Origin of the sequence: Pseudomonas sp. R37(2017) (assembly GCF_002113375.1) — a bacterium.
GTDB lineage: Bacteria > Pseudomonadota > Gammaproteobacteria > Pseudomonadales > Pseudomonadaceae > Aquipseudomonas.
Window position 1 is genome coordinate 115,992 of sequence record NZ_NEHO01000007.1, and the last position, 17,474, is coordinate 133,465.

Annotated in this window: 17 protein-coding genes; 12 read left to right on the forward strand and 5 right to left on the reverse strand. The window is 61.0% G+C overall.

Translation table 11 applies throughout. From position 1 onward, the window contains the following. Positions 1–90 precede the first annotated feature (90 nt). The 10 genes from CAG47_RS13790 to CAG47_RS13840 are packed head-to-tail and all read left to right on the forward strand — an operon-like array spanning position 91 to position 10,465. On the forward strand, positions 91–810 hold the full coding sequence (locus CAG47_RS13790) for an outer membrane lipoprotein carrier protein LolA (protein ID WP_085725573.1): 720 nt from the start codon (positions 91–93) through the stop codon (positions 808–810). After that, positions 794–3,133, forward strand: a complete 2,340-nt coding sequence (locus tag CAG47_RS13795; RefSeq protein ID WP_085725414.1) for an MMPL family transporter — start codon at positions 794–796, stop codon at positions 3,131–3,133. The genes CAG47_RS13790 and CAG47_RS13795 overlap by 17 nt, the downstream gene beginning before the upstream one ends. Then, positions 3,130–4,290, forward strand: coding sequence for a sodium:proton antiporter (locus CAG47_RS13800; protein ID WP_085725415.1), 1,161 nt, complete (start codon positions 3,130–3,132; stop codon positions 4,288–4,290). The genes CAG47_RS13795 and CAG47_RS13800 overlap by 4 nt, the downstream gene beginning before the upstream one ends. Continuing rightward, complete coding sequence (locus tag CAG47_RS13805; protein WP_085725416.1) at positions 4,277–5,524, forward strand: NAD(P)/FAD-dependent oxidoreductase; 1,248 nt, start codon at positions 4,277–4,279, stop codon at positions 5,522–5,524. The genes CAG47_RS13800 and CAG47_RS13805 overlap by 14 nt, the downstream gene beginning before the upstream one ends. After that, positions 5,521–6,246, forward strand: a complete 726-nt coding sequence (locus CAG47_RS13810) for a class I SAM-dependent methyltransferase (protein WP_085725417.1) — start codon at positions 5,521–5,523, stop codon at positions 6,244–6,246. The genes CAG47_RS13805 and CAG47_RS13810 overlap by 4 nt, the downstream gene beginning before the upstream one ends. Continuing rightward, positions 6,246–6,863 (forward strand): hypothetical protein, encoded by a 618-nt coding sequence (locus CAG47_RS13820; RefSeq protein WP_256577425.1) that lies wholly within the window; start codon positions 6,246–6,248, stop codon positions 6,861–6,863. The genes CAG47_RS13810 and CAG47_RS13820 overlap by 1 nt, the downstream gene beginning before the upstream one ends. Then, positions 6,860–8,056 (forward strand): beta-ketoacyl-[acyl-carrier-protein] synthase family protein, encoded by a 1,197-nt coding sequence (locus CAG47_RS13825; RefSeq protein WP_085725419.1) that lies wholly within the window; start codon positions 6,860–6,862, stop codon positions 8,054–8,056. Before CAG47_RS13820 ends, CAG47_RS13825 begins: the two co-directional genes overlap by 4 nt. Next, positions 8,053–8,514, forward strand: coding sequence for a hotdog family protein (locus CAG47_RS13830; protein ID WP_085725420.1), 462 nt, complete (start codon positions 8,053–8,055; stop codon positions 8,512–8,514). The genes CAG47_RS13825 and CAG47_RS13830 overlap by 4 nt, the downstream gene beginning before the upstream one ends. After that, complete coding sequence (gene fabG / locus CAG47_RS13835) at positions 8,511–9,239, forward strand: 3-oxoacyl-ACP reductase FabG (RefSeq protein ID WP_085725421.1); 729 nt, start codon at positions 8,511–8,513, stop codon at positions 9,237–9,239. Before CAG47_RS13830 ends, fabG begins: the two co-directional genes overlap by 4 nt. Further along, positions 9,239–10,465 (forward strand): beta-ketoacyl-ACP synthase, encoded by a 1,227-nt coding sequence (locus CAG47_RS13840; protein WP_085725422.1) that lies wholly within the window; start codon positions 9,239–9,241, stop codon positions 10,463–10,465. The genes fabG and CAG47_RS13840 overlap by 1 nt, the downstream gene beginning before the upstream one ends. Positions 10,466–10,608: 143 nt before the next feature. Here the strand turns inward: CAG47_RS13840 and CAG47_RS13845 are convergent, their stop codons facing one another. The 3 genes from CAG47_RS13845 to CAG47_RS13855 form a co-directional block, all read right to left on the reverse strand. After that, positions 10,609–10,863, reverse strand: coding sequence for a DUF6124 family protein (locus CAG47_RS13845; protein ID WP_085725423.1), 255 nt, complete (start codon positions 10,861–10,863; stop codon positions 10,609–10,611). A gap of 426 nt (positions 10,864–11,289) precedes the next feature. After that, positions 11,290–11,547 (reverse strand): bacteriocin immunity protein, encoded by a 258-nt coding sequence (locus tag CAG47_RS13850; RefSeq protein WP_085725424.1) that lies wholly within the window; start codon positions 11,545–11,547, stop codon positions 11,290–11,292. Next, a complete protein-coding gene (locus tag CAG47_RS13855) occupies positions 11,547–12,932 on the reverse strand; it encodes an S-type pyocin domain-containing protein (RefSeq protein ID WP_085725425.1) in 1,386 nt (461 codons plus the stop codon). Before CAG47_RS13855 ends, CAG47_RS13850 begins: the two co-directional genes overlap by 1 nt. Before the next feature lie 407 nt (positions 12,933–13,339). Between CAG47_RS13855 and CAG47_RS13860 the strand changes: the two genes are divergently transcribed. Further along, positions 13,340–13,933: a hypothetical protein gene (locus CAG47_RS13860; protein ID WP_085725426.1), complete on the forward strand. Its 594-nt coding sequence runs from the start codon at positions 13,340–13,342 to the stop codon at positions 13,931–13,933. Between the two features lie 29 nt (positions 13,934–13,962). Here the strand turns inward: CAG47_RS13860 and CAG47_RS13865 are convergent, their stop codons facing one another. Beyond that, the gene (locus tag CAG47_RS13865) at positions 13,963–14,862 is read right to left on the reverse strand and encodes a LysR family transcriptional regulator (RefSeq protein WP_085725427.1); all 900 of its coding nucleotides are present in this window, start codon (positions 14,860–14,862) and stop codon (positions 13,963–13,965) included. 118 nt (positions 14,863–14,980) lie between these two features. Between CAG47_RS13865 and CAG47_RS13870 the strand changes: the two genes are divergently transcribed. Further along, entirely contained in the window at positions 14,981–16,255 is a 1,275-nt protein-coding gene (locus CAG47_RS13870) for an MFS transporter (RefSeq protein WP_177408986.1), read from the forward strand. Positions 16,256–16,405: 150 nt separating this feature from the next. Here CAG47_RS13870 and hemE read toward each other — a convergent pair whose 3' ends face one another. Beyond that, positions 16,406–17,473: a uroporphyrinogen decarboxylase gene (hemE, locus tag CAG47_RS13875; protein ID WP_085725429.1), complete on the reverse strand. Its 1,068-nt coding sequence runs from the start codon at positions 17,471–17,473 to the stop codon at positions 16,406–16,408. Between the last annotated feature and the right edge of the window lies 1 nt (position 17,474).

Sequence of the window (17,474 nt, forward strand, 5' to 3'; positions counted from 1 at the left end):
CCCCCTGTAGGAGCGAGCACGCTCGCGATGGTCGTCAACGATAACGCGGGAGATCAGACGCCCCGCGGTGTCCTTGCGTGCATCGCGAGCATGCTCGCTCCTACAGCCCGGCCCAAAGTGTTCACCGAAGCCGTAGGAGCGAGCACGCTCGCGATGGTCGTCAACGATAACGCGGGAGATCAGACGCCCCGCGGTGTCCTTGCGCGCATCGCGAGCATGCTCGCTCCTACAGTGTTATGCGTGTTACTGGGTATTCCTGGACTGGCCCATGCCTTCGACCTGCAACAGCTCAGCGATCAACTGGCCCGGCCCGAGGTGATCCACGGCAACTTCATCCAGGAAAAACACCTGCGTGCCCTGCCCCAGCCGCTGACCAGCAAGGGCACGTTCGTCCTGGCGAAGAACCACGGCCTGTTATGGCTGCTCAAATCGCCACTGCAACAGGACTATCGCATCACCGCCAAGGGCATTGCCCGGCGAGACGGCAGTGTCTGGCAGATGCTGCCGGGCAAAAGCGCCGGTGCCGAGCAGAACCGTTTGTTCCTGGCCGTGCTGCAAGGAGACAGCAGTGGCCTGCAACGGGACTTCGAGCTGTCCCTGAGCGGCGATGCGCAGAACTGGAAGCTCACGCTGGTACCGCGCTCGATGCTGCTCAAGCAGGTGTTCAGCCAGATCAACATTACCGGCGCAGAACTGGTGCACAGCATCGAACTGCTCGAAACCCAGGGCGACAGTACGTTGTTGCGCATGCAGGACAGCACCGGCGCGCAACCGTTGAGTGACACGGAGCAGCATGACTTTGCCGAGTGAACGGTGGTTGCCACGGCTGTTTCTGGTCCTGCTGCTGGCAGTGCTGGCGCTCGCCGGCTGGCAATGGCGTGATGGCGCGCCACTGTCGGCCAATCTCATGGAACTGGCACCCGGCACGACACCCGATGCCCTGGAACTGCGCGCCGAACAACGCATGCAAGAGCCACTGAATCGCGAAATGCTGGTGCTGGTCGGCCACACCGATCGCCAGCAGGCCGTCGCCATGGCGCAAACCCTCGGCGAACAATGGCAGGCCAGCGGATTGTTCGAAAAGGTCCAGTGGACCTTGCAAGCCGACTTGCCGGCGCTGCGCACGCAATTGCTGCACGGTCGCCTGGCGATGCTCCAGGCGACGGACCGACAACTGCTGATCGAGCACCCCGACACCTTTATCCAGCAGCGCGTGCAAGCGTTGTTCGACCCGTTCAACGGTTACAGCCTGGTGCCGAGCCAGGAGGACTGGCTGGGCCTGACCGGGCGCATCCAGAACAGCCAGCCACAACGCGGTTCGGTGCAACTGGACATCGGCAGCGGCGCCTTGGTCGCCGATGCCGATGGCAAGAGCTGGGTGCTGATGCGCGCGCGCACCACCGGCAACGCCTTCGACATGAATCTGCCGCTGCAAGTGGCCGACCTGCTCAAGCACAGCCGCGAAGAAGCCGCCCGTCGCGACGTGCAACTGCTCGCCGCCAGCGGCTTGCTGTACGCGGCCAACGGGCAACAACAAGCCAGCCGGGAAATCACCTGGGTCGGCGGCGGTGCCACCGTCGGGATCCTGTTGCTGCTGCTGTTGGCCTTCCGGCGCTGGCGTGTCTTGCTGGCGTTCGTACCGGTGCTGGTCGGGATGCTCTTCGGAGCGGTGGCCTGCGTGGCGTTGTTCGGCCATATGCACGTGATGACGCTGGTACTTGGCTCGAGCCTGATCGGTGTCGCGGTCGACTACCCACTGCACTACCTGTCCAAGAGTTGGAGCCTCAAGCCCTGGCACAGTTGGCCCGCCCTGCGCATGACCTTGCCCGGGTTGACCCTGAGCCTGATCACCAGCGGCATCGGTTACCTGGCCCTGGCCTGGACACCCTTCCCGGCACTGACCCAGATTGCCGCGTTCTCTGCCGCCGGTCTGCTTGGTGCCTATCTCTGCGCCGTGTGCCTGTTGCCGGCCTTGCTCAAGGGTGTAGAGCTGCGCCCGGCGCAATGGCCATTACAGGTGTCCGAGCTTTTGCTGGGCTGTCGCGATGCGCTGCTCAAACAGCTGAAAACACCGGTCCTGCTGGCACTGCTGATCGCCTTTTGCGTGGGCGGCCTGTTGCAGCTGAACAGCAAAAACGACATCCGCCAGTGGATCAGTGCGCCGCAACAATTGACCGACGAAGCTCGCACCATTGCCCGGATCACCGGCTATCAACCCACCAGCCAGTTCTTCCTGATACGCGCCGCCAACCAGCAGCAACTGCTCGATCGCCAGACCGCCCTGAACGAACGACTGGATCAACTGATCGGTCTGGAAAAACTCCAGGGTTACCTGTCGCTCAATCAACTGGTCAGCCCGCCCAGCGAACAGCAACAGGTTCGCGAAGCGCTGAACAAACTGCCTTCGTTCTGGCAGCCGTTGCTCGACATCGGCGTACCGGCCGAGGCGCTGCAAGCCGAGCTGACGAAGCTACAGGCCTTGCCGACCCTCGACATCGACACCGCGCTCAGCGGCCCCCTGGCAGAGCCTTACCGGGCCCTGTGGCTGGGGCCGACCGATGACGGCGTGGCGGCAATGGTCAGCCTGCAAGGCATCAACAACCCGGCCCTGCTGCGGCTTCAAGGTGAGGATCTACCCGGCGTGACACTGGTGGATCGACTGGGCGAATTGAACAATGTCTTCGCCGCCACCCAAATCAGTGCCGCCGAACTGAAGCTCGCCTCCTGCGTGCTGATCGTGCTGGTGCTGACCCTGCCGTTCGGCCTCGGCGGTGCGTTGCGTATCGTATCCCTGCCGCTGCTGGCGGCCTTGTGCAGCCTGGCCAGCCTCGGCTGGCTCGGGCAGCCGTTGACCCTGTTCAGTCTGTTCGGCCTGTTGCTGGTGACGGCGATCAGCGTCGATTACGCGATCCTGATGCGCGAACAGGTCGGCGGTGCGGCCGTGAGCCTGCTGGGTACCCTGCTGGCGGCCTTGACCACCTGGCTGTCGTTCGGCCTGCTGGCGGTGTCGAGCACCCCGGCGGTGAGCAACTTCGGACTGTCGGTGAGCCTGGGCCTGATCTTCAGTTTCCTGCTCGCGCCTTGGGCCGGTCGACAGGCCCATGGGGCGACGGCCATGGAGCGTGCGTCATGATGGTCGTGCTGTTCTGGGCGATGGCGCTGGTCTTGTTCGCCGTGGCGACCCGCGTCGGCCGGCATTTCGGCCTGATTCCCATCGTCAGTCAGTTGCTGCTGGCGACCCTTGGCTTGCCGCTGTTGATGTATGTCTGGATCGAGCCCCAATGGCAATTGAGCGGTGCGCTGCTGGTGTCGCCAGGCTGGCTGAAAAACCTCTACAGCCTGAGCTTTGCCCTGTTGCTGGGTTACATCCTCAGTGATGTGATCGACCTGCAACTGGATCGCCGGAGCCTGAAAATCGCCCTGCCCAGCTTTTTCATTCCGTTCGCCTGCGGCCTGGCCACGGCCGTCTGGTTGTTGCCGCCGCAACCCTGGATCAGTTCGCTGGCCGTCGGCCTGTTGTTCGCCATCACCGCGATTCCAGTGCTGTACCTGTACTTGCGGCACATCGATTACCCACCCGCCGCCACCCGGCGCCTGGTGCAAACCGCGATCCTCATCGACCTTGCCTGCTGGAGCCTGTTCGGCATCGCCCAGGGCAGCCTGCACCTGAGCAGTCTGTTGCTGCCCCTGGCGGGTGCCTGCCTGCCGGTACTGTTGCGGTTGCTCGGCTTGCGCCAGACGTGGCTTTACAGCCTGTTTTTTTTCGCCCTGCTGGTGGTCGCCGAGCACTACAAGCTCAATGCGCTGATCTTCGGCATCGGTTATGTGCTGATCATGGCCGCGCTGAAAGCACCGCTGGTCCTGCCGCTGCCGGCTCTGTGGATGAGCCGCTTGCAGACGTACTTCGCGATCCCGCTGATCCTTACGTTCGGCATCGTGCAGATCAACGTACACAGCGCGATCGACAGCCTCGGCTGGGTGCAACTGCTGGCCCTGCTATTGTTGCCGATGCTGAGCAAACTGCTGGGTAACTGGCTCGGCCTCGGCTGGGCCGGTGCCTCGTTCGCTGGCGCCAGTCGCTGGCGGGAAAGTGTGCTGCTGAACATCCGCGGTTTGAGCGAAATCGTTTTTCTCAACCTGCTGCTGCAACAGCAACTCATCAGCCCGCCGCTGTACTTTGCCCTGATGCTGATGGGCCTGATCGCCACCCTGCTGCCAGCCCTGGCCGGCATGCACCGAATCCCCCTGAAAGCCACTGTTTCGGCAAGGAGCCCGCATGCCAACCGTTGAAATGGAATGCCGCCAGGTCGTGGTCATCGGTGCCGGTCCTTCCGGCGCCATCGCCGCTGCGTTGCTCAAGCGCAAGGGCCACGATGTACTGGTGATCGAGCGTCAGCATTTTCCACGCTTTTCCATCGGTGAAAGCCTGCTGGCGCACTGCCTGGATTTCGTCGAAGAAGCGGGCATGCTCGACGCCGTCAACGCCGCCGGTTTCCAGCTGAAAACCGGTGCCGCCTTTGCCTGGGGCGAGCGCTACAGCGCCTTCGATTTCAGCGAAACCTTCAGTCATGGCAAATCGACGACATTCCAGGTCCAGCGCGCCGACTTCGATAAGCTGCTGGCCGATCAGGCCACGCTGCAAGGCGTGGAGATCCGCTATGGCGAAACCATCGTCAGCGTTGACACTGCCCCGGAAAAACCGCAGCTCGGCGTGCGCCGCGAAGACGGCAGCGAGTACCGTGTCGAGGCTGATTTCCTGCTCGATGCGAGCGGTTACGGCCGCGTGCTGCCGCGCTTGCTCGACCTCGAGGCACCGTCGAACTTCCCGGTGCGCCAGGCCGTGTTCACGCACGTCGAAGACCGTATCGACCACCCGGCCTTCGACCGCAGCAAGATCCTCGTGACCACGCATCCGACCCAGCGCGACCTGTGGTTCTGGACCATACCGTTCAGCAATGGGCGCTGCTCGGTCGGCGTGGTCGCCGCCGAGGAACGTTTCGCCGGCCGCAGCGACAATCTGGACGAGTGCCTGCGCGGCTTTATCGCCGAGGCGCCAAGCCTGGCCAGCGTGTTGCAAAATGCGCAGTGGGACACCGCAGCCCGAACCATCGGTGGGTACTCGGCCAACGTCAAGACCCTGCACGGTCCGGGCTTCGCGCTGCTGGGCAATGCCGCGGAGTTCCTCGATCCGGTGTTCTCCTCCGGCGTGACCATCGCCATGCGTTCGGCGAGCATGGCCGCCGGCGTGTTGCACCGCCAGCTGCAAGGCGAAGCCGTCGACTGGCAAACCGAGTTCGCTGCCCCCCTCAAGCGCGGCGTCGACACGTTCCGTTGCTACGTCGAAGGCTGGTACGCCGGGACCTTTCAGGATGTGATCTTCCATGAAAGCAGTTCGCCGGAAATTCGCGGGATGATCAGCTCCATCCTTGCCGGATATGCCTGGGACTCAAACAATCCGTTCGTCAGTGAAGCCAGGCGCCGGTTGAAAGTGATATCGGAATTCTGTGCAAGGGATGGCTCATGAACCACTTGAGCGACAACTACGTCGAAGAAACCCGTTTCGGTTTGTGGTTCCTGCGCAGCTGGATCTGGCAACAGTATGTGCTGCGGTTGGCGATCGACGATTTGCGCAACCTGTTCAGCGAAGCGCTGCCCACCAGCCCGGTTCTGCTGGATGCCGGTTGTGGCCAGGGCAAGTCATTCGCGCTGCTGCGCCAGGCCTTTGCGCCCGCTCGCCTGATTGGCGTCGATGCCGATCCCCAGAGCCTGGAGCAGAGCCGCGCAGAAGCGCTCCGTCAGGCAATGGATGTGGAGTTGCTCGGCGGCGACTGCGCCAGCCTCAACCTGCCGGACGCCAGTATCGACCTGCTGTTCTGTCACCAGACCTTCCATCACCTGGTGGAACAGGAACAGGCACTGGCCGAGTTCTACCGCGTGCTCAAGCCCGGCGGTTATCTGCTGTTCGCCGAATCCACCGAGGCCTACATTGATACCTGGGTGATCCGCTGGTTGTTCCGCCACCCCATGCACGTGCAGAAAAGCGCGGCGCAGTATCTGCAAATGATTCGCCGGCAGGGTTTCGAATTTACCGCGCAAAACGTGTCTTATCCGTATCTGTGGTGGAGTCGCGCCACGGATTTCGGCCTGCTTGAATACCTGGGTGTGTGCAAGCCAAAGCCCTTTGGCCAGCGGGAAGAGACCCTGGTCAATGTGGTGGCGCGCAAACCGTTTGAAGGGACTGTGTGATGTTCATTGCCAACCGCTCGACGCACCCAACCTGTGGGAGCGAGCCTGCTCGCGAAGGCGTCTTGTCAGCCAACATCAATGTTGAATGTCAGTCCGCATTCGCGAGCAGGCTCGCTCCCACAGGGTTAACGGGTGTCATGCGATTTCTGTTTCTTGCCGCAGCCCTGCTGCTGAGCGCCTGCGCCAGCCGGGCGCCGCTGCCCGAGAAAAATCCGGATCTGCCGTTGCCGCTGCAATTGCACATCCAGCTCTTGCAGCCCGACGATCGCCAGGACTGGGTACTGGTGATCCAGCGTGAGGAATCGGCTATTCGCTGGTCGATGATGGACCTGTTGGGCATTCCCAAGGCCCGCCAGAAGTTGATCGACAAAACCTGGGAGTCCGATGGTTTCCTGCCACCCAATCCGCAAGCCCGCGAGCTGTTCGCGGCGTTGCTGTTTGCGCTGACGCCGGACGATGAACTGGCGGACAACTATCCCGGTGCCTGGCAGCACGGTACACAACGGTCCCTGCCCGAGCGCTGGGACATTCGCTACACACAACCGCAGAATTTTGAATTGAAGCTTCCAAATGGTCCGGCCTATCAAGTCACACCCCTGAGCGGTGAAACGCCATGACGGCTTACCTCAATGCCCTCGGATTGGTCTGCGCGTTGGGCCGCGACAAGCAGGAAGTGGCCCGCAAGCTGTTTGCCGGCGACTGCGGCGGCATGCGCGAACAGACCGGGTGGGTGCCGCAACGCACGCTGCCGGTCGGCGCGGTCCAGGGCAACCTGGCAAGTCTTCCCGTCGAGATGTCGCGCCATCACAGTCGCAATAATCAGTTGTTGCTGGAAGCCACGCTGCAAATCCGCGCGGACATCGACAGCGCAATCCAGGCCTACGGTCGCGACCGCATCGGCGTCGTGCTGGGTACCAGCACCTCGGGTATCGACGAAGCCAGCCAGGGCCTGGCGCATTACCTGCGCGAAAAACGGTTCCCTGCCGAGTACGACTACCAGCAACAGGAACTCGGTGCGCCGGCGAACTTCCTCGCCGAGTGGCTGCAATTGAGCGGGCCGGCCTACGTCATTTCCACCGCTTGCACTTCCAGTGCCCGAGCCCTGATGAGCGCCCAGCGCCTGTTGGACCTGGGCATTTGCGACGCTGTGCTGTGTGGCGGTGTCGATACCCTGTGCAAGCTGACCCTCAATGGTTTCTCTGCGCTGGAAGCGGTTTCGCAGCAGCGCTGCAATCCGTTTTCGGTGAACCGCAACGGCATCAACATTGGCGAAGCGGCGGTACTGTTCCTGATGACCAAAGGTGCAGGCGACAGCCAACCGATTGCCCTGCTCGGCTGCGGCGCCAGCTCCGATGCCCATCACATTTCCGCCCCGGAGCCGACGGGACGCGGCGCCCTGCAAGCCATGCGCAAAGCCTTGGGCCGCGCCAACCTGCAACCGGAGCAGATCGCTTATCTGAACCTGCACGGCACCGCCACCCCACACAACGACGCCATGGAAAGCCAGGCCGTGGCGACGCTGTTCCCGGCTGGCGTGCTGTGTTCCTCGAGCAAACCCATGACCGGCCACACCCTTGGCGCCGCCGGTGCATTGGAAGCGGCGTTCTGCTGGTTGAGCCTGAGCACTGACAATCGCGAACATGCCCTGCCACCGCATGTCTGGGACGGGCAGCCCGACCCCGAACTGCCGCCGCTGCAATGGGTGACCCCGGCCACTCGCCTGACGTCCATTGCACCCCGCTACCTGATGAGCAATTCCTTCGCCTTCGGGGGCAATAACGTCAGCCTGATTATCGGAGACGCCCCATGATTGACTGGCCGCTCGCCGAACTGCTGCCCCACGCTGGCGACATGATCCTTATCGATCAGATCCTGGCGTTCGATGAAGAGCAGATTCACACCCGCCTGACCGTCAAGCCCGATGGCCTGTTCAGTCTCCCCGACGGCAGCCTGCCCGCCTGGGTCGGCATCGAACTGATGGCCCAGACGGTGGCCGCCTTCGCCGGTTGCCGTGCGCGCCAGCGCGGGGATGAAGTGGAACTGGGCTTCCTGCTCGGCAGCCGTAAATTCGAATGCAACGTCGAAAGTTTCCCGGCCGGCGCCGAGTTGACCATCCACGGCATTCGCTCACTGGAAGACGACAACGGCATGGGCGTGTTCGAGTGCCACATCAACGCCCCCGACATTCACGCCACCGCCCGTCTGAACGTGTATCGCCCACCCCAGGCCGCTCAATATCTGCATGAACCCGAAGGAGTCCAGTCATGACTGAATCCGTACTGGTCACCGGTTCCAGCCGTGGCATCGGCCGCGCCATCGCCCTGCGTCTGGCCCGGGCCGGGCACGACATCGTGCTGCATTGCCGCAGCGGCCTCACCGACGCCGAAGCCGTCAAGACTGAAGTCGAGGCCTTGGGCCGTGGTGCGCGTATCCTGCAGTTCGATGTGGCCGACCGCGCCCGTTGCAAGGAAGTGCTTGAAGCCGACGTCGAAACCCACGGCGCCTATTACGGCGTTGTGCTCAATGCCGGCCTGACCCGCGACGGTGCTTTTCCGGCCTTGAGCGAGGAAGACTGGGATGGGGTGATGCGCACCAATCTCGACGGTTTCTACAACGTGCTGCACCCGGTGATGATGCCGATGATTCGTCGCCGCGCCGCCGGGCGAATTGTCTGCATCACCTCGGTATCCGGCCTGATCGGCAACCGTGGCCAGGTCAACTACAGCGCCTCCAAGGCCGGGCTGATCGGCGCGGCCAAGGCATTGGCGATCGAACTGGGCAAGCGCAAAATCACCGTTAACTGTGTCGCACCCGGCCTGATCGACACAGCCATGCTCGATGAAAACGTGCCGGTGGAAGAACTGATGAAAATGATCCCCGCACAACGCATGGGCACCCCTGAAGAGGTGGCCGGCGCGGTGAATTTCCTGATGTCGGCGGAAGCCTCGTACATCACCCGGCAGGTTCTGGCCGTCAACGGAGGCCTGTGCTGATGAAGCGCGTCGTCGTCACCGGCATGGCCGGCATTACCTCGCTGGGCAGCGATTGGGAGACCATCGCCGGCAACTTCGCGGCCAACCGCAGCGGCATCCGCCGGATGGACGAATGGGACCGTTTCACCGAACTCAACACGCGCCTGGCCGGCCCCATCGATGACTTCAAGGTGCCCGGCCACTGGACCCGCAAGCAACTGCGCAGCATGGGCCGGGTTTCAAGGCTTGCGGTAGGTGCAGCGGAAATGGCCCTGGCCGACGCCGGCCTGTTGGGCGACGAGTCGATCAAGGACGGGGGCATGGGCGTCGCCTGCGGCTCCTCCACCGGCAGCACCGACGAGATCAAGGCGTTCGGCAACATGCTGCTCAACTCGATGGCCGAAGGCCTGAACGCCAACTCCTACGTGCGCATGATGCCGCACACCACGGCAGCGAACATCAGTATCTTCTTCGGCCTCACCGGTCGCCTGATCCCGACCTCCAGCGCCTGCACCAGCGGCAGCCAGGGCATTGGCTATGCCTACGAGGCGATCAAGTTCGGCCGCCTGCCCCTGATGCTCGCCGGTGGCGCCGAAGAACTGTGCCCGACCGAAGCCATGGTCTTCGACGCGCTCTACGCCACCAGCCTGAAAAACGACACCCCACAACGCAGCCCGCGCCCTTACGACAGCGCACGGGACGGCCTGGTGATCGGCGAAGGCGGCGGCATGCTGGTGCTCGAAGAACTGGAACATGCCCTGGCCCGCGGCGCACGCATCCATGCCGAGATCGTCGGTTTCGGCAGCAACGCCGACGGCCAGCACACCACCCGTCCCGAGCAGATCACCATGCGCCGGGCCATGGAACTGGCCCTGGAAGACGCCGGGCTGAAACCGTCGGACATTGGCTACGTCAACGGCCACGGCACCGCCACCGAACAGGGCGACATCGCCGAAACCCTGGCCACCAGCAGCCTGTTCGGCGAGCACATGCCGATCAGCTCGCAGAAAAGCTTCCTCGGCCACACCCTCGGCGCCTGTGGTGCGCTGGAATCGTGGTTCAGCATCGAAATGATGAACCGCGACCTCTACGCACACACATTCAACCTCGACGAAGTCGACCCGCATTGCGGCAAGCTCGATTACCTGCGCGGCGAGTTTCGGCAGATGAGCAACCAGTACGTGATGAACAACAACTTCGCGTTTGGCGGGGTGAACACGTCGCTGATTTTCAAGCGCTGGTCCTGACCGAAACCACATCCCCTCCTGTGGGAGCGAGCCTGCTCGCGATGGTCGTCAACGATAACGCGGGCTGCCTGAATGACCACGTTGCTTGAACGTTTTTCGCGAGCAGGCTCGCTCCCACAGGGGTTCTCGTTTCCCCCGGACGATCACGGTGGGTCGAGGTTATCCAGCACCCGATTCACCGCCATTTCCCCCAGCATGATCGATTGCTGAATGCCCAGCAGAGTGACGCTCTGCGACCCGCTCAAACTCCTCGCGAAGTCGCTCGCCATGACATTGGCCGAGGCCAACGACACACAGGCGTATTCCAGCAGGGTGTGGTTGTCGATATCGGGAGCGATGACGAAGATATTGCTGGGTTGGCGTGAAGTGTCCGGCGGATTTTTTGCTTTTTTGGCCATGATTCAGTGCCCGGAAAAGTGGAGCCGACACCGAGTCGCTAAGAATCAGAAGGGTGGCAGCTGTACGCAGGTTAGCAGACCGGACGAAGCACAAACCGGCGCGCCCGAAGGCGCCCTGCGCACAGCTACCGTCAAGGGCAGGTATGGACATACCTGCCTATCGGGAGCACAAATGCGCTTTACTTCGAGACGGGCTGCTAAACCCGATCACTGACCATCAGTGACGCGGATCAAGTTAGCGATGGCCCCCAGAGCGCACAAGCCGGCGGATTCTGGAGTAGTTGCAGGCAACGTCGCAAGGCGCTGTAGCCGTTCAGAGGGATTTCGGAAATGTCCCACAACGAGTGGTGAAGCTTCAGACATGACGGATACTTCATCCGTCATTACTTGGCGCTCGGTGTATTGCCAAACTGATCAGCAATACAATCAGAAGCGCGGTTTAAAGCCTGGTAGACCATTGGCCAAGCACCAAGCCTGAATTATTTGCACGACGCCTTCAGGCGAGTCATCGGTACCGTCTTCTGGATAGTAAAGAAGATCCGATCCTGCTGGGTGAGGCACGACTTTGTTGAAATGTTCTACTAACGCACCTCGTTCCTCTTCACTTCCCGAATCGTCGATAGCTCTGATCAACGCTTTGAATTCCTGTTCCGTGTAATCCGCAAGGTTGGTCTTCAACCTCATCACTTCGTCCCTCGGTGTATGTTGATATGGTGCTTTGATGTAACAGCTCGCAGATTATCAACGTCGTACACAGCACCTCCATCTTTAATAAGCTCAACGTGGTGCAACTCGAAGGAAATACGTTTACCTGCATGCTCATTCTTAGGTGCTGCAGGGGCAAAACCCTTCGCCATATCCGCGAGATTGCGTGGTTTGAATTGTCGGCTCAATTCTGAGTCAGCAGCAACGGCTTTCCAAAACGCCTTCCTAAACGCATCGAAACTAGCAAACTCACGACCTCTGAGCTGGTCGGCAATTCGCGTTGGGACTGGCGAACCCTCTCCGGCACTTGCCCCGGCGAGCCAATTTCCCGTCACACCTGTCACCACACCCGGCGCACCACGCACGTTGAGCGAGATATAGAGCGGCAGGATTTGCAGCTGCCCCGGGAACCAGATAATGGCATCCCGAAAGTCCGCTGGGTTTGCCGGATGTTCATAGCGTTGCTCGGCCTGTTCGGCTACAGGAAAGACAAACGCAACCCCTAATGGCGGAGCACCTTCCAGCGCTGGAATGCCCAACACCCTGTCGGTATCGACGGCAGGTGTCCAGATCAACTCTACGCCGTCGCCCAAGTCCGCGACGAGTTGATCACCGCGTGCAGTGGCGGCAATCACCGGGACACTTCGCCACGCAGAGTTGTGACCGGTGTATACCCCAAACGCGCTGACCGATTCTCCGGGCAAGTGTTTGACGTTGACCCGTACCCCGATGTTGGCCACAGTCAGATTGGCAAATTCTTCGGTACTGTAAAACGCAGTGTCCGAGGCAAAGTTATTGGGCCAGAGCATGGCGACAGTGCCTGCAATACCGCCTGCCACAACGCCTGCGCTGAGCGCTCCACCGGACAACCCCAGCGACAACGAGCCACCGACTCGCGCAGCCAGGGTCAGTGCCGAGGCTGAGCCACCAACCAGTTGGAGCGGTGTACCCGCCGAGGTGATGGACTCACGGGTGCTGAGCACCGCGTAGGTGCCGTATTTGTCCAGGCCCTCAAATGGGGCAGCGCCGTAGGGATGGCAGACCTGCCCCTTAGCCACACTAGTGGATTTGGCGAATGTGCAGTCCTGGACGGGAGGTGATTTCAGTTGCTCGGCTTTTTCACGTTCATCACATCGGCGAAGGAATTCATCCTGTCGAGCACGCTCGGCTATTTGAAGCGCTTCATATCGACGTATCTCTTCCTTTTGTTCCTGCTCACGCTCTAAGGCAGTTTTTACTTTAGTGGGCCTGGATGCCTTCACTTCGAGCGGCAAAACACGAAGGACATAGGGCCATGTTTTAGACCGAATCAACCCTTGGCGCTTGAGCGATTCATCACTTTCCTCAGACAACTTCCGGGGCATCGTCGGTACTCTATCCAAGTCAAATCCATTTGCGAGTGCCGAAGAGTCACCGCAAAAAGAAGTGCTGCTCTTCCGCGTCTGCAAAGCTGTTCATCGCTGGGGGGACCTTTGAAACACCGGATCCTAACAACCGTAGATCCCGCTGAGATCACGTAGGCCGAAAATCAGAAGTTGCTGACAGAAGAGACGTTTCGAGTGCGAGGAAATTGCTTTGAAGTGGATAGGAAATATCTTCAGTAAAGCGACTCGTTAACGTGGGTCAAGGTTATCCAACACCCGATTCACCGCCATTTCCCCCAGCATGATCGATTGCTGAATGCCCAGTAGAGTGTGGAGCCGACACCGAGACGCTACGAATCAAAAGGGTGGCAGTTGTTGCGAAGGACTCATGAAATTTCCTACGACACGTGGTCGAATTGACGCAGGCTGCGATCTCCCAATTCCACTGCAAAGAAATGACACGTTCGGAAACCGGTGTACTTCATTTCGGAAACAACCCACAGTCAGAATTCGAGCGTCGCGCTAAGGTCAATAACCCCAAGCGATATCTCGGAACACCCGCCACCATGATTACGATCAATACAAGCCATCCTGCGTTGTACCTCACGACATTGGTAATCTCCAGTGCGATGAACTATTACCTGGTCATTTCAAATTACACCAATGGTTTCTACCCGACCGACCAAGACACGATAGCAATCCCACTTGTCACTACAACCGCGTTATTGGCGATACTTTTACTGTTGACTCTAAGCCAACATCCACTATACAAACGGCTGAAATCCGCAAAGCCATCAAGCTTGCCTGCAACTTCATCAGCGCTGTTCGCAACGTTGGTTTCATCCATCCTGCTAATCGAAAGTACAAATTACTGGTTCAGCCCAAATCACTTCACCTTATCCACTCTGTACTTCATCACACTCGCGAGCTATCTGTTCCAGCAATTCAACTTATACAAAAAACTCCTCTCGCCAGTAAAACAAGGCCCCCAAACGGGGTGATCAGGTTGACAGGGCACCATTAGGTTTTTTCACGCGATGGACTCAACCTTCCTCGTCAACAACTCCACAAACGCCTTCGCCATTGCCGATTTCTGATCCTCGCGCTGCACCAGCCACACCGCCGACACCGCCGCCGGATCGAGCAACGGTCGATAAACCACGCCGTCAATACGCATCCGCCGATAAGACGCCGGCATTACCGATACGCCCAGCCCCGCAGCGACCAGGCCGATGATGGTCATCGCCTCGCCAGCCTCTTGTGCAAAATGCGGAGTGAAACCAGCGTCCCGGGCCAGGCTGAGCAGCTGCGCATACAGGCCACTGCCGTAGCTGCGCGGGAAGAACACGAAAGGTTCGAGGGCCAGGGCTGACAGAAACAAGCCCTCTTCGCTGCCCTCTACCAACGGGTGCTTGGAGCTGAGCACCGCGACCAGCGGTTCACGCATCAGCTCGACCACGCTGAGGCAGTCCGGCAAGCCGAGCGGGCGCATGATGCCGACCTCGATCGACTCGTCCACCAGCGCATCGGCCACTTGGGTGCTGCTCATTTCCCGCAGGTTCAGATGCACCGCCGGGAAGCGCTGACGGAAAGCGAAAATCGCCTGGGGAATGGTCGAGTTGAACGGGGCGGATGAGGTGAAGCCAATCTTCAGTTCGCCCAATTCACCCAGCTGCGCCCGTCGCGCGACATCCGCCGCTTTGTCGACCTGCGCCAGCACCAGCCGCGCCTCTTCCAGGAACAGCCGACCGGCCTCGCTCAGCTCGACCCGACGATTGGTACGTTCGAACAGCCGGGCGCCGACTTCCTGTTCCAGCGCCTGGATTTGCTGGCTCAAGGGTGGCTGAGAGATCCCCAGCACCTGTGCGGCGCGGCCGAAGTGCAGTTCTTCGGCGACGGCGATGAAGTAGCGCAGATGACGCAATTCCATGGAAACCCCATTAGGTCGTGAAAGCTATCAAACAGGTCGAACAATATATTGGATTGAATCATTAGCCAGCTATATGCTTTTTTCATTGCCTGACCGGCTGCGTCCTCCGAGGTCCATCGTGAAAACTGCTGTCGCTCCACTCGCCCATGAAGTTCCTACCGCAGCGCCGGACGCAATCGCCGTTGAGCTGGCGGAGATCTACATCGAAAAAGGCACCCCGGCGTTCATGCGTACGGTGCTGGCGTTGTTCTGCGGCGGCTTCGCGACGTTCGCCTTGCTCTATTGCGTGCAGCCGATGATGCCGTTGCTGTCTCAGGAGTACTCGATCAACGCGGCGCAGAGCAGCCTGATCCTGTCTATCGCCACCGGCATGCTCGCTTTCGGCCTGCTGATCACCGGCCCTGTCTCCGACCGCGTCGGGCGTAAACCGGTGATGGTGGCAGCACTGTTCGCCGCTGCGCTGTGCACCATGGCCAGTGCGATGATGCCGAGCTGGCACGGTGTGCTGCTGATGCGTGCGTTGATCGGGTTGTCGTTGAGCGGTCTGGCCGCGGTGGCGATGACTTACTTGAGCGAAGAGATCCACCCACAGCACATCGGCCTCGCCATGGGGTTGTACATCGCTGGCAACGCGATTGGCGGGATGAGCGGGCGCTTGATCACCGGGGTATTGATCGACTTCGTCAGCTGGCACACGGCGATGCTGGTGATCGGCGGCCTGGCGCTGATTGCCGCGGCGGTGTTCTGGAAAATCCTCCCGCAATCGCGCAACTTCCGCTCCCGCTCGCTGCACCCGCGCAGCCTGCTCGACGGTTTCACCATGCACTTTCGCGACGCCGGCCTGCCGCTGCTGTTTCTTGAAGCCTTCGTGTTGATGGGCGCGTTCGTCACGCTGTTCAACTACATCGGCTATCGCCTGCTGGCCGAGCCGTACCACATGGAACAGGCCTTCGTCGGCTTGCTCTCGGTGGTGTACCTGTCGGGCATCTACAGCTCGGCGAAAATCGGCGCCCTGGCCGACAAGCTCGGTCGGCGCAAAATGCTCTGGAGCACCATTGCACTGATGATCGCCGGCCTGGCCCTGACGATGTTCACGCCGCTACCGCTGGTGATCATCGGCATGCTGGTGTTCACCTTCGGCTTCTTCGGCGCCCATTCGGTGGCCAGCAGCTGGATCGGCCGCCGCGCCACCAAGGCCAAGGGGCAGGCATCCTCGCTGTACCTGTTCAGCTACTACGCCGGATCCAGTATTGCGGGTACGACGGGGGGCGTGTTCTGGCACCTGGCCGGGTGGAACGGGATCGGGCTGTTCATCGGCACGCTGCTGGTGATTGCGCTGCTGACCGCGTTGAAACTGGCGAAGTTGCCGCCTTTAGGTGGTGTAAAGGCCTGAGACAAGCCTTTTTCCGCCAGCCACAAACCACTGTGGGAGCGAGCTTGCTCGCGATGAGGGCTTCACATTCAACATCACTGTTGACTGATATGCCGCTATCGCGAGCAAGCTCGCTCCCACAGAAAAACCGGTTTTTTTATTGAGCAGCGATCACTGGTGATACTGCGCCGACAATTCATGCACGGCCCGCAGGAATGCACCGGCGTGTTCCGGGTCGACTTCCGGCGTGATGCCGTGGCCGAGGTTGAACACGTGGCCGCTGCCCTTGCCGTAGCTGGCCAGAATACGCCCGACCTCCGCGCGGATGGCTTCCGGTTTGGCGTGAAGCACGGCCGGGTCCATGTTGCCTTGCAGTGCGACCTTGTCGCCGACACGGGCACGGGCGCTGCCGATGTCGCAGGTCCAGTCCAGGCCCAGTGCATCGGCACCGGCGTCGGCGAGGCTTTCCAGCCACAGGCCGCCGCTCTTGGTGAACAGGATCACCGGCACCTTGCGGCCTTCGTGCTCGCGGATCAGGCCGCTGACGATTTTCTTCATGTAGGCCAGGGAGAACTCCTGGTACGCCGCCGCCGACAGGCTGCCGCCCCAACTGTCGAAGATCTGCACCGCTTGCGCACCAGCCAGGATCTGGCCGTTGAGGTAGCTGGTGACGGTCTGGGCGAGCTTGTCCAGCAGCAGGTGCAGGGCCTGCGGGTTGTCGTAGAGCATGGTTTTGGTCTTGCGGTAGTCTTTCGACGAGCCGCCTTCGACCATGTAGGTGGCCAGGGTCCACGGGCTGCCGGAGAAACCGATCAGCGGCACACGGCCATTCAGTTCGCGGCGGATGGTGCTGACCGCGTCCATCACGTAGCCCAGGTCTTTCTGTGCATCAGGAATCGGCAGGGCTTCGATGTCAGCCAGGGTGCTGACGACTTTCTTGAAGCGCGGACCTTCGCCGGTCTCGAAATACAGACCCTGGCCCATGGCATCGGGGATGGTCAGGATGTCGGAGAAGAGGATCGCTGCGTCCAGTTGCGGATAGCGGTCGAGCGGCTGCAGCGTGACTTCGCAAGCGAACGCCGGGTTCATGCACAGGCTCATGAAATCGCCGGCCTTGGCACGGCTGGCGCGGTATTCAGGCAGGTAGCGACCGGCCTGACGCATCATCCACACGGGGGTGACGTCTACGGGTTGCTTGAGCAGGGCGCGCAGGAAACGGTCGTTCTTCAGGGCAGTCATG